We start from the raw sequence: 12,366 nt of genomic DNA on the forward strand, positions 1-12,366 counted from the left end.
ATGAATAGATAGAAAAAACCGCCAGCTGGCGGTTTTTTCCATTCTGCTATCGATTGAATTTGCACGGGTGGCTCAATTGGCGGCGGTGCGTTCATCCTTGGCCGTCTGATAGAGGCTCTTCTGATAGGCCATGCTGCCCCACAGGGCCAGACCAAGGGCATCCTCCTTCAAGGCGTCCGGCTGCGCCGCCAGGGTCAGCTTCTCGCTGGCATTGTCGTAGACATAGCCCTCTGCCGCCCGTTCCGGTTGCAGGATCACCACATCCTTGCCGCGCATCAGGGCGAAGTTCTTGTCGTACTGCATGATGGCGCGCCCCGGCCAGTCAGCGGGCATGCGGGTCAGATCCTTGCCGAGCATGGGGTAGTCGGCACTGATCCCCATCAGTGAGAGCAGGGTCGGCGCCATGTCGATCTGGCTGACGATGCGCGGATCCTTTCTCGGCGCAATACCGTCGCCTACGATAACCCCCGGAATATGGAAGCGGGGAATGGGCACCAGACTGGCGCCACCGACCCGGCTATCGTGGTCGGCTATAACCAGAAACAGGGTATCCTTCCAGTATTCGGACTGTTTAGCCTTCTTGAAGAACTCGCCGATGGCGTAATCCGCATACTTGGCCGCGTTGTTGCGGGTCTGCTTGGGCTGCTCGAAGAGTTCGATGCGGTTGTCCGGGAATTCGAACGGATCGTGGTTGCTGGAGCTGAACACCAGACTGAAGAAGGGTTTACCCTCCTTGTGCAGCGCTTTGAAGGTCTCGTCGGCCTTGGCCATCAGATCCTCATCGGAGGCGCCCCAGGAGCCCTTGAACACCGGATTGTCGAAATCCTTTTGTTCGACGATGGTGGTAAAGCCGTTGCCGAGGAAGAAGCTACGCATGTTGTCGAAGTGGCTCTCGCCGCCATAAATAAAGCTGGTGTCGTAACCCCGCTGTTTGAGCAGATCCGCGATGGTAAAGAAGTTGGTCTGGCTCTTGCCGAGTTTGACCACCGCCTGTGCCGGGGTCGGCGTGAAGCCGGTTAGTACCGCCTCGATACCGCGCACCGAGCGGGTGCCGGTGGCGTAGAGTTGATCGAAGGCCCAGCCCTGCTGCGACAGGGCGTCGATGTTGGGGGTAAGCGGCAGGCCGCCGAGGGAGCCGACAAACTGGGCGCCCAGGCTCTCCTGCAGCAGGATCACCAGATTCTTCGGTTTACCTTGGAAGCTCGCCTGGTTGAAGGTCTGGCTGGGCAGCAGATCGGAGTTGAAATCACTGGCCGGACGGCCACTCTCCTTGCGCATGACCTCGAGCACCTTCTGAGGGGTCATCTCGCCGTAAAACTGGCCGGCATCTTCCTCGGCGCCCATCTGCTTGATGGCAAAGAAGAGGGAGTAGGCGGAGTTGACGGTGAGCGAGTTGACCAGCGGATCCTCGGCAAAGGCGACCATGGCCGGGTTCAGGGCGCGGTGGCCGAGACTGGAGCGGGCACCGAGAAAACCTATGGCCAGAATGAGCAGGGCGAAGGCCGGACGCAGATACCAGCGGGGGAAGCTGAGACCATGCACCAGACGGCCGCTCAGCCACCAGCCACCGGTCAGCGCGGCGCCACTGAAGAGTAACGCCAGCAGCAGCTCGGCTTTGCGGCCCGCCCACAGCATGGCGAACACCTCTTTCGGATAGATGAGGTACTCCACATAGAGACGGTTGGGGCGCACGCCATACTCGGTGACAAACGAGGGGGTGGAGATCTCGAGGAACAGCATCAGCCAGAGTCCGACGGTCAGCCAGACGCGCATCAGTTGCAGCCAGCCTCGGCCGATGGCATGGGGGCCTGCCAGTAGCAGAGTGAGCATGGCGGGGACACCCCAGACCCAGCAGAGGGTCGCAAAGTCGACCCGGATCCCTTGCAGCAGCATCTCCTGCCAGCCGGCCACGGCATCCACCCGTTCCAGTTGCCAGAGACCGAGGGCGATTCGGCTGAAAGAGAGAGAGAAAAGCGCGAGTGCGCAGAAGACGGCGAAGGGCCAAAACGGGCCGAGTCGCTGTTTTAGATCTGTCATGTTTGTTCCTGAATGAGACTCTAAACGTCTGTCCACAGACGTTTTTCTAGTTGTTGTGAGGTTATGACAGATCGAATTGGTTAAGGTTGCATTCAAGTTTGTTAAAAGTCGGCATTAACACATTTATCATCTAAAAATGTGATGCCACGCCACTAATGAGCACAGAATAATCTGCTGGATAAAATGTGAGCCACAGCGTGTATGGATGGGGAGTTGGTGTTTATAATTGCCGCGAATTATCTCAATCGGAGCCGAAGGGATGCCGGTCTTTATCGATGTCGAGTATGTGCGGGGATGGCGCCTGTTTTTGGTGTTATCGGATGGCACCACGGGGGTGCTGGATCTGACCCCCTGGCGAACCCAGCCGCTGTTTGCAAAGCTGGAGAGCGAGCGTCACTGCGCCCGGGTCTTCATCAACCGTCACCACCAGCTGGAGTGGCCTGTTGGCTGCACGCTATCCGCCCATGAGGTCTATCACCTCATCTCTCCCATTGATGAGCGGGAAGCCTTCAGCTAATCCCCATTTTTTGTGAGCCAACGCCAGATTCCTGTTGCTGGAATGTTTGCCCGTTTGCCTTTCTGAGCCAACTTGGGTAAAACCTGCGCAACATTTTGCCAACTTGCCTTCGCTTCACCTGACAGAGGCTTGCCGCTTTCGCGCCGCAGGCCTTTTTTGCGGCCTGACGGCAAACCTTTCCCTTGCTGAAAGGTTTGATTGGTTGAATGAAAATAACAAAACAAACAAATACATAAGGAAAATGTATGGCTTGTCATATGCGCACTCCTCTTGCCCTGCTGGTGGGCGGGCTCGCCTGTCACGGCGCCGCCGGTCAGGAGTCGGTGCAACAGCTGGATCCCATGGTGGTGGTGGCAACCCGCCCCGCCAGCACACTTGAAGTGACGCTGGATCCCAAGAAGCCCGGTTCCCCCATGCCCGCTGCCGACGGCGCCGGTTATCTGAAGAATGTCACCGGCATGAGCATGGTGCGCAAAGGGGGGCTGGGTGGCGATCCCGTGCTAAGGGGAATGGGGATGTCCCGACTCAACGTGCAGATGGATGGCGGTATGCTGGCCGGTGGGTGTGGCGGCCGGATGGACCCGCCCACGGCCTACGTGTTCCCCCAATCCTTTGACCGGATCCGGGTGCTGAAGGGGCCGCAATCCCTCGAGCAGGGGGCCACCCTGGCGGGAACCGTGCTGTTCGAGCGGGACAGGCCCGAGTTCACCGCACCGGGCCTCAAGGCCGATGCCTCGGCCCTCTTTGGCAGCTTCGGCCGCGATGACCAGATGGTGGATATGACGGCGGGTTCGACCGACGGTTATCTGCGCGGTCAGTTCACCCACTCCGACAGCGACGATTACCGCGATGGTCACGGTAACAAGGTGCGATCTTTCTATCGCCGCGAGAACGGCACCGCCCAGCTGGGCTGGACGCCGGGGGAGCACACCTGGCTGGAACTGACCGCCGAGCGCAGCAATGCCCGCGCCGCCTATGCGGACCGCACCATGGATGGCCCCATGTTTGATCGCGAATCCTTCGGGCTGAAGCTCAAGCAGGAGCAGATCACCACTCACTGGCAGCGCAGCGAGCTGACCCTGTGGGACAACTACATCGACCACATCATGGACAACTTCAGCCTGCGGCCAAACAGCGGCATGAAGATGCTCTCCAACCCGGATCGCCGCAATACCGGCGGGCGCTGGGCCAACGATATCGCCCTGCCTGCCGACTGGCTGCTGACCGCCGGGCTAGATAACAACCGGGATCAGCATCGCAGTCGGAGTGGGGTCGACTATGCCACCAAGGATCGCCAGCGCACCCTGCGTTTCGAGCAGCAGGGCGGCTTCGCCGAACTGGGTCGTCAGCAGGGGGCTCACAGCTACAAGGGCGGTTACCGTCAGGATAGGGTAGAGACCACCCGCTATGGCGCCGGTGAACAGACCCTCTACAGCGATACCCTGAGTCTTAACAGCGGGTTTGGCCGCTACGAGTACCAGTGGTCGCCACGCTGGTCCAGCTATTTGGCCTGGGGGCAGGCAGAGCGTGCGCCGGACTACTGGGAGCGCAGCAAGGACAGTACCCCGTTCACCCTCAACCCGGAGCGCAGTCGCCAGTGGGATGCTGGGTTGGCCCTGCGCAGTCGCGAGCTGGACCTGACCCTCTCCCTCTTTAGCGCCGATATCAAGGACTACCTGCTCTACAACAGCAAGTCGAACAAGGTGCGCAATATCGATGCCCAGACCCGGGGTGGCGAGCTGGAGGGGCGCTGGCAGTTTGCCGAGCAGTGGCGTCTCGATGGTGGTTTGGCGGTGGTCTATGGCGAAAACCAGAGCGACAACAAGCCGCTGGCCCAGATGCCGCCGCTCGATGGCAAGCTGGCCCTTGGTTGGCAGCCAAATGAGGCGCTGAACTTCACCCTGCTGGGGCGCGCGGTGGCGGCGCAGGATCGGGTAGATCTCTGGTCCGGTACCGTTGCGGGTCAGGATCAGGGGGAAACTCCGGGCTTCTTCACCATGAACCTGAGTGGCGCTTGGCAGTTTGCCAAGGGGTGGCAGCTCTCGGCCGGGGTGGACAACCTGTTCGACACCTTCTACTACGAGCACCTCTCCAAGTCGGTGCACGCCAGTCAGGCAGGCCTGGGCTACGAGCAGAGCGGCCGCATCCCCGAGCCGGGCCGTTCCTACTGGCTCTCGCTCAACTACCGTTTTGCCTCGGCAGGGGTGCTCTAACCAGTTGAGTCAGATAACGTTTTCAGTCACAGACACCGCTGTGTGAGCATCGCTATCATGGTGAAAAACAGGCGTATCAGACGCCTGCTCTCACAGCGGGAACATAACAATGAAACAGGGAACGTTACGCTATGGCGGCCTGCTCGGGGCCGCCCTGTTACTTGCGGCTTGCGGCGGCAGCGGTAGTTCAGGAGGGGAGAGCGCTCCCCCCGTCGTCAATCCGCCGGTCACCCACCCTCCGGTCGCCACGGCCAGTCATGCCTGCTATGGCGACGATCAACCCGCCTGCAACCTGCGCATCTATCAGGTGATGGTGGAGTCGTTTGCCGATGGTGACGGCAGTGCCAACTACGGCGTCGGCTATGGCCCCTCCCAGCACAACGGCGATCTGCAGGGGATCATCGACAGTCTCGACCACATCAAGAGTCTCAACGTCAACGCTATCTGGCTCACCCCGGTGTTCGACTCCTGCGCGGGGCAAGGCGGCGATAACAAGCTCGATGCCACCGGCTACTTCGCCTGCGACTTTTTTACCGTTGATCCCAACTTTGGCAGCAATGCCAAGCTCAAACAGCTGGTAGACGGGGCGCACCAGCGCGGCCTCTATGTCTTCCTCGACGGGGTGTTTGGCCACGTCAACAAGGTGGGGGTGAGCAAGCCCTCGCCAGAGGGGCGTCTGCCAGCCCTCACCAGCGGCGGTGCGGGTTATCCCGGCCAGCTGGTGGATTACAGCAAGCTGGAGAGCCTCGCCTACTTCAAGGAGGTGGCCCGCTACTGGGTCGAGCAGTACGGCATCGACGGCTGGCGCCTCGATCAGGCCTATCAGCTTGGGCTGGATGATTGGCGCGCCATTCGCAGCGAGGTGGAGCAGGCCAGCGCAGCGCGCAAGGCCGCCGGTCAGCAGTGGGGCACCCTTGGCTACATGGTGGGTGAGGTGTGGAAGGGGGCTGACGACATTCGCGCCCAGGCTTACGGCAGCAGCGACAATCCGGCGCTCTCATCTGCGTTCGACTTCCCGCTACGCTACGGCATCGTGCAGGCGCTGGCGGTGGAGGAGTCCGGCAAGGGCGGGCAGGGGGCCAGCGTGCTCGATGCCAGCTGGAACAAGGTGGAGAACTACCCGAATCACGCCATGCCGAACCTGATGCTGGGCAACCACGATCTGGTGCGTTTTGGTGATCTGCTGGAGCGCGGCAACTTCAAATCGACCGAGTACTGGCAGCGCCACAAGGCGGCCTTCAGCTTTATGGCTGCCCGATCCGGCCCCATCACCTTCTACTATGGCGAGGAGTTTGGCGACGAGGTGCCGGGCTTTGCTGCCAAGGTCAGCGGTGACTGTGCGGCGCAGGGGCTCTGTGACGATCACGTGGCCCGCAGCGATGGCAAGGTGCCCGCTGTCACCGGTTTTGTGCCGGGTAGCGAACAGGCCGAGCTGAAAGAGTGGCTGGCCCAGCTACTGGCGATGCGTGCCGCGCACCCCGCTCTCTATCAGGGGGAGCGAGTCAAACTGGTGGCCGAGGGCAGTCTCTATGGTGACATCAAGCAGACGGCGGGGGAGCAGATAGTCTACCTGCTCAACCTCTCCACCACGGCGCTCAGCTACAACCTGCCGACGGGCAAGTTGCGCAGCGGCAGTGCGCTGGTAGACCTGCAAAGCGGCGAGAGTCTGGCCATTGGCGGCAGCAGCGTAACGGTGGAGATACCGCCCTTGAGCGGGCGTTTCCTGCGTCTGCAATAAGACAGCCGCAGCACGCTTTGATATGAGAGAGGGCCCCTTCGCGGGGCCCTCTCTGTCATTGTGGGCGACAAAGTCATGGCGGGTTATGCGGTGGTCTGGCCCCGGTTTTCCAGCCGCTGGCGGAAGGCACGGGCCAGTCGCTCGTAGAGATCCTGCGCCTCCTTGTCTTCGATATCGCCGCGGATCCAGGGGTTGTCGACGATCTCCAGCAGCACGCAGTCGCGCCCTTGCTGGCGCAAGTCGAGCCCGTAGAGGCCATTGCCGAGCTGATGGACGGCACGGCGGGCGGTCTGCAGTACCCGCTCCGGCACCTCGTTAAGCGGCAGCGCCTCGATGCGGCTCATGTCGAGGGGGTGCTTGCGGCGGCGGATGCGGTTGCCGGGTTCGGGCCGGTAGCGGCGACAGGCGAACAGCGGCGAGCCGTCGAGAAAGCCGATGCGCCAGTCGAACTCGGCGGGGATCCGGCTCTGCACCAGCAGCAAGGCGGATCTCCCCAGCCCCTCGTCCAGCAGGCGAGCCAGCTGCTGCTCGTCGCTGGCCATGGCCAGATCCCGTCCCTGCGCCCCGTCGGGCACCTTCACCATCAGCGGCAGGCCGAGCCGCTGCACCAGCTCGTCCACGTGGTGGCGGCCGCGGCGGGTCACCACCATGGTGGGCGGCATGGGCACGCCGCTGCGCACCATCAGCTCGTAGAGATAGAGCTTGTTGCTGCAGGCGAGGATGGCGCGGGAGCTGTCGATCACCGGCATCTTGAGCTGCTCGGCGCGGCGGGCAAATTCGAAGGTGTAGTGGCCGACTGCCGTCTCGGAGCGCAGCCAGAGGGTGTCGAACTCCGGCAGCCGCTCGATGGCTGACGGCGCCAGGATCTCGGCCCGGATCCCCTGCGCCGCGGCCGCCTTGATAAAGCGCTCCAGCGCCAGCCCGTCACTGCTGGCACGGCCATCATCTGGGTCGACCAGAATGGCGAGCTGGTAGAGCGGCGCCGCCTGCTCCTCGTCACCGGTCCCCACCAGTGCCTGAGCGTGGTGTAGCATCAGCTCTTTCTCGCTTGGGCTCAGCTCCAGCGGCGACAGGCTCTGCTGCTGGCGCACCGACCAGCCGTGGCGGCCGCGCTTGAGGGTCAGCTCCTGCAGCGGCAACTGGCTGAGGCCATAGTAGTAGCGGGCCAGCCCCGCCAGCTCGCTCTGTTCACACTGGCCGAAGATGGCGCGCACTCTAATCCGATCCTCGCTCTGCTGGGCCAGCCACCCTTGTGCCTTGCGCCACAGTTTGGCCGGTGGCTGCTGGGGTTGCAGTCTGCTGATGGCCTGCAGACCCGGCAGACAGTGGTGGCCGCGTGCCTGGGCCAGCAGCGAGCAGTAGTAGCCTGCGCTCAGGTGCTCCAGATTGCGGCAGAGGTTGATGATGCGGGGTCGGCCGCCGGTGGTCGGCACGCCATGTTGCAGATAGGTGCGGGCGGTCAGCAGATAATCGGCATGGCAAGGCCAGTCGCCCAGCTCTTCGACGATGACATAGGTACTCATATTTTCGGCTCCACAGATCAGACTGCCTTAACAGGCAGGATCCCCAGTGGGCTTCGATGCACCGACAAGCACGACAATGGCGCGAGGGGAAACAAGAGGTTACAGTGCCTAATATGACGCCTTGGTAACTTGTGATACAAGTCGCATTTTTGGTGCTGAGGATAAATAACCGAACAAGGACTCCCCGTGTTGACCGTACGTGCGGCCCGAACCGATGATCTGGGCGCCATCGTGAATCTGGAACGCTACTGTTTTCCTCCCGAAGTCGCCTTTGGCCGCAGCCGCTGGCACTATCTGCTGGCCCACGCCAAGGGGCGCACCCTGTTGCTGCTGGATGAGAAGCATCAGCTGATGGGCTATCTCTGCCTGCTGGAGCACAGAGGCTGGGATCGGCTGGTCATTCAGGCGCTGGCTATCCGCTGGACGGTGCGCCGTCTGGGCTGGGCCCGCCGCCTGCTGGAGCAGGTGATCCGCGAGGGCAAGGCCGCTGGCTGGGGGGCGATTCGCCTCGAAGTGGGGGACGCCAACGAAGAGGCGCTGGCGCTCTATCAGGGATTGGGATTTCGTCCCCAGCAGCGGCTGGCGGACTACTATGGCCGCGACCAGCACGCCCACCGGCTGGTGCTGCCGCTGGTGAGCGACGAGGAGCGTGAGCGGCGCAGAGTGGCTCGCACTCAGGCGCGCAAGCCATCTTCACAGGCCAACTGATCATGTTGAACGAGCAGAATTGAGGAGCAGGATGAGCTGCGACAACTGTCTTGCCACCGCCATCAGGGCAAAGCTGGGGCGCTGTCCGGTCTGCGCCATCCAGACCTTCATCATCGGTCTGAGTGGCTGGCTGGTCTGGTGGTGGTGTGGCGCCGATACCTCGGTCAACGCCCTCACCGGCCTGCTGTTCGCGCTGGGAGGCTCGGGCCTGTTGCTGCTCCATCTGGTGGTATTTGTCTGGCGCAAGGCGACCGGACGTGAATTGAGCGATGAATGAATCTGAATAGATTCAAACAGATAAATAACAATATCGGTGTAGATATGGAGGTTCAGATGATTGCAATGGTAACGGGCGCCTCGTCCGGTTTTGGTGAAGCTATCAGCCGCCAGCTGGTGCAGGCGGGCTACAAGGTGATCGGCACCGGTCGCCGTGCCGAGCGGCTGGCTGCGCTGGCTGACGAGCTGGGCGAGCAGTTCCTGCCGCTGGCGTTCGATGTGCAGGACAAGGCGGCCACCCGCGCCGCCATCGCTGGCCTGCCAGCCGCCTGGAGCGAGGTGGATCTGCTGGTCAACAACGCCGGTCTGGCGCTGGGTCTGGAGCCGGCCCACAAGGCGGATCTGGAAGATTGGGAGCAGATGATCGCCACCAACATCAGCGGTCTGACCCTGCTCACCCGATTGCTGCTGCCGGGCATGGTGGCGCGCAATCGCGGCCACGTCATCAACATCGGCTCCATCGCCGGCACCTACCCCTATCCGGGCGGCAACGTCTACGGCGCCACCAAGGCGTTCGTGAAGCAGTTCAGCCTCAACCTGCGTGCCGATTTGGCGGGCACCGCCATCCGCGTCACCAACGTGGAGCCGGGCCTGTGCGGCGGCACCGAGTTCTCCAACGTGCGCTTCCACGGTGACGATGCCAAGGCGGCCTCCGTCTATCAGGGGGTGGAGGCGATCCAGCCGGAAGATATCGCCAATACCGTGCTCTGGGTGAGCCAGCAGCCGGCTCACGTCAACATCAACAGCATCGAGATCATGCCGGTGGCGCAGACCTTCGGCCCGCTCAATATCAGCCGTCGCTGATCGCTGCATTGGTTGAAACAAAGAGGCTCCTGTGGGAGCCTCTTTGCGTTGGCGAGCCGGTCACAGGCTCATGATCTTCTTGAACTCCTCCGGCGAATACTTCTTCTCGCTGCGCTTGGTGAGATCCGTCATCAGCTTGTAGCGCAGCGTTTTGGCCATCTGATAGGTCTGCTCCAACTGGCCATAGGAGTAGTCGGCAGCCAGCCCGATGGCGGTAGCCTTGTCGCTGGCGTAGGCCTGCTTGAGGCTCTTGTCGAGCAATGCCACCTCCTTGTAAAGCTTGCTGCTCTCCTTGCTCCAGACGCCGCGCAGCAGCGGCAGGTACTTGTCCGGATCGGTGCTGGCCAGCGCGGTCAGGCTGCGGAACTGCCAGTAGGCGGAATCATCGGAGTAGCTGTCGCTACCGGTGCGATAGGGCAGGGGGTAGGATTCCAGCGCGTTGTAGAGCGGCACCATCACAGATTCGGCCAGCACGCCATAGCTCTGCCAGATGAGCCCCTGCAGCTCTTTGGGCATCTCCTTGCGCAGTTGGATGACGTGGGATTCCAGCTGGCGATCGACGCGGATCGGCCGCTCCGCCTTGCCGGCCAGCGGTGTGCCGTCATAGGTGGCGCTCAGCACCCTGGCCACGTCCGGCACGGCGATGGGGGCATCCGGCTTCATAAAGAGCGGATATTGCGCCTGCCGGGTCGCTTGTTTGTGGGAGGCCGTCAGCATGTTCTGGCCGAGCCACTCCCGATCCACGTTATACGGGTCAGCGATGACCCCGAACGCCTTGGCGAAGTTGAACTCTTTCGGGTCGGCGTTATCCAGCAGTTTGTGTTCGCGTACGAACTCCAGCAGCTTGGGCGAGTGCAGCACATCTGCGCCGTCGAGATTGACGCCGTGGATGCGCAGGCCGTTGGCCACCATGGCGTAGCTGTCGTCCGGCACCCGCACCGCGATCCAGTGGTGGCCGGAGCCGATCTCCATCAGCCAGGCCTCGTTCACATCCGCCAGATAGAGGCTGTTGCCCTCACCGGCACCATATTGCTCCACATAGCGGCCGAGCAGCTCGACCCCCTCTTTGGCCGTCCTGGCCTGCGGCAGGATCAGGGTCGGGATGATGGCTTCAATCACTCCCTTCTCGATCAGCGGATCGGTTTTCCGGGCCTTGTCGTTGACCTCGGCACTGGTGGTGGCCGAAATGGCGACGTTGAACTCGTTGATGCCGCGCTCCTCGTAATACTTGCCGTCGGGGTCGCTGGCTGTGGCATCCCAGTCACGAATGGCTGAGTAGGCGAAAAACGCCTTTGGCATCGGCACTTCCAGTCCGTTGCCCAGCCTCCAGACCTTGCCCTCGTTCTGCTGCGCGGGCCGGAAGGCGAGGTACTTGTTCCAGTTGTTGACGCCAAAATCCTCGTTTCTGGCGATCATCACGCTGCCGTCGGCGCTGGCCCCCTTGCCGACGATGAGGCCGGTACAGGCGTCGGCACTGGTGCCAAGCAGGGTGAGCAGGGTGGCAGAGAGAAGACTCAAGGTGTGTTTTTTCATAGGTGTACCCGAAGGGTTGCGGTGAGTGAGAGTCAGGCGAGGGGATGAGGTGTGGGGAGGCTGCAACTCCGAACTGGCAGCGGAGTGAGCACGGCAGATTGGTCTGCCTGTTATTGGTTTTTCGAACAGATCATCCATGACACGGCTGGCTGGTTGTGATGTGCGCCAAAATTGTATTCCTGAGTGGTTGTTTATTTTGTGATCGAGCTGCTGTTCCTGACTTTTCTCTGGCGTCGTGGTGCGCGGACGGCGAAATGTGCCAAAACAGCGTGAACCGGCAGCAGATGAGTCATGATTCTGACGCCAGCCTTGCGTGTGGGGCGTGGTGAGATCCGCCATAGCGCGGGATCTTGCAACATCTGACAAGTTGGCCTGTAACTTGCTGGTTTAATTGATAATGGTGGGGCCTGACGCCCCATGTGACCGGATCAGCCTGTGCCCATTGCCGCAGATGCGCACTGAATTGGAGCCCCCATGGATATCAAACCCTACAGCCAGCAGCTTGCCCAGAGCGCATCCAACAACCGTGCCCTCGCTACCCTCAACAGTGCCAGTAGCGGCGGTCAGGGCGGTGGCTGGGAGGAGATGGTCAGCCTCTCCACCCAGCGCATGACCGGCCAGGCCCAGCAGGTGCTGACCTACGAACATCTGGCCAAGAACAACAAGTTGCCACCGGCGCTGGATATGAGCTCCGACAAGGGGGGCGTGGTGCAGCAGCTGGTGGACAAGGCGCTTGGTTTCGATCGCAAGAAGTTCAACGAGATCGAAGAGAAGCTCAAGACCATCGCCGATAACAAGAAGCTGACGCCGGAAGAGCGGGCGGAGCAGAGCAAGCCGCTCAACGAGCAGCGAGAGGCGATGCTGAAAGAGGCAATGGATCGTCTGACCGGCAAGAAGAGCTCATCCAAAGATGAGGCCAAAACTGCCTGATCCTGCCGCTGTTCTGAGATCTACCCGGTCGGCACCGATGGGCCAGTGTCGACCGCCGATGGGCAAGCTTCTGCCACCTCTTTTGAC

At 61.7% G+C, this 12,366-nt stretch carries 11 protein-coding genes; 7 read left to right on the top strand and 4 right to left on the bottom strand.

Annotated features, from left to right (window positions below):
• Positions 1-72 precede the first annotated feature (72 nt).
• On the bottom strand, positions 73-2,037 hold the full coding sequence (locus ACTG2T_RS12215; protein WP_330125733.1) for an LTA synthase family protein: 1,965 nt from the start codon (positions 2,035-2,037) through the stop codon (positions 73-75).
• Between the two features lie 259 nt (positions 2,038-2,296).
• Here ACTG2T_RS12215 and ACTG2T_RS12220 point away from each other — a divergent pair, with 259 nt between their 5' ends.
• Positions 2,297-2,554, top strand: a complete 258-nt coding sequence (locus ACTG2T_RS12220) for a DUF2442 domain-containing protein (protein ID WP_005335997.1) — start codon at positions 2,297-2,299, stop codon at positions 2,552-2,554.
• On the opposite strand, the gene ACTG2T_RS12225 is transcribed toward ACTG2T_RS12220, so the two are convergent.
• On the bottom strand, positions 2,551-2,811 hold the full coding sequence (locus ACTG2T_RS12225) for a hypothetical protein (RefSeq protein WP_127006022.1): 261 nt from the start codon (positions 2,809-2,811) through the stop codon (positions 2,551-2,553). The genes ACTG2T_RS12220 and ACTG2T_RS12225 overlap by 4 nt on opposite strands.
• Here ACTG2T_RS12225 and ACTG2T_RS12230 point away from each other — a divergent pair.
• Complete coding sequence (locus tag ACTG2T_RS12230; RefSeq protein WP_330125734.1) at positions 2,800-4,767, top strand: TonB-dependent copper receptor; 1,968 nt, start codon at positions 2,800-2,802, stop codon at positions 4,765-4,767. The two genes, ACTG2T_RS12225 and ACTG2T_RS12230, sit on opposite strands and share 12 nt — an antisense overlap.
• Positions 4,768-4,876: 109 nt before the next feature.
• Positions 4,877-6,505, top strand: a complete 1,629-nt coding sequence (locus tag ACTG2T_RS12235; protein WP_330125735.1) for an alpha-amylase family protein — start codon at positions 4,877-4,879, stop codon at positions 6,503-6,505.
• 83 nt (positions 6,506-6,588) lie between these two features.
• Here ACTG2T_RS12235 and ACTG2T_RS12240 read toward each other — a convergent pair whose 3' ends face one another.
• On the bottom strand, positions 6,589-8,028 hold the full coding sequence (locus ACTG2T_RS12240) for a RimK family protein (RefSeq protein ID WP_330125736.1): 1,440 nt from the start codon (positions 8,026-8,028) through the stop codon (positions 6,589-6,591).
• 186 nt (positions 8,029-8,214) lie between these two features.
• Between ACTG2T_RS12240 and ACTG2T_RS12245 the strand changes: the two genes are divergently transcribed.
• The 3 genes from ACTG2T_RS12245 to ACTG2T_RS12255 are packed head-to-tail and all read left to right on the top strand — an operon-like array spanning position 8,215 to position 9,816.
• Positions 8,215-8,736 carry a GNAT family N-acetyltransferase gene (locus ACTG2T_RS12245; protein ID WP_021231662.1) on the top strand — a complete coding sequence of 174 codons (522 nt, stop codon included), beginning with the start codon at positions 8,215-8,217 and terminating at the stop codon, positions 8,734-8,736.
• Positions 8,737-8,767: 31 nt separating this feature from the next.
• The gene (locus ACTG2T_RS12250; protein ID WP_042053656.1) at positions 8,768-9,013 is read left to right on the top strand and encodes a DUF3624 family protein; all 246 of its coding nucleotides are present in this window, start codon (positions 8,768-8,770) and stop codon (positions 9,011-9,013) included.
• 56 nt (positions 9,014-9,069) lie between these two features.
• Positions 9,070-9,816, top strand: coding sequence for an SDR family oxidoreductase (locus tag ACTG2T_RS12255; RefSeq protein WP_064335364.1), 747 nt, complete (start codon positions 9,070-9,072; stop codon positions 9,814-9,816).
• 60 nt (positions 9,817-9,876) lie between these two features.
• Here the strand turns inward: ACTG2T_RS12255 and ACTG2T_RS12260 are convergent, their stop codons facing one another.
• A complete protein-coding gene (locus tag ACTG2T_RS12260) occupies positions 9,877-11,349 on the bottom strand; it encodes a C69 family dipeptidase (protein WP_330125737.1) in 1,473 nt (490 codons plus the stop codon).
• Between the two features lie 474 nt (positions 11,350-11,823).
• Here ACTG2T_RS12260 and ACTG2T_RS12265 point away from each other — a divergent pair, with 474 nt between their 5' ends.
• Positions 11,824-12,279, top strand: coding sequence for a hypothetical protein (locus ACTG2T_RS12265; protein WP_019446593.1), 456 nt, complete (start codon positions 11,824-11,826; stop codon positions 12,277-12,279).
• Positions 12,280-12,366: the final 87 nt, after the last annotated feature.

The sequence above is a fragment of the Aeromonas sp. 75A genome (assembly GCF_051919425.1).
In the GTDB taxonomy this organism is placed as follows: domain Bacteria; phylum Pseudomonadota; class Gammaproteobacteria; order Enterobacterales; family Aeromonadaceae; genus Aeromonas; species Aeromonas veronii.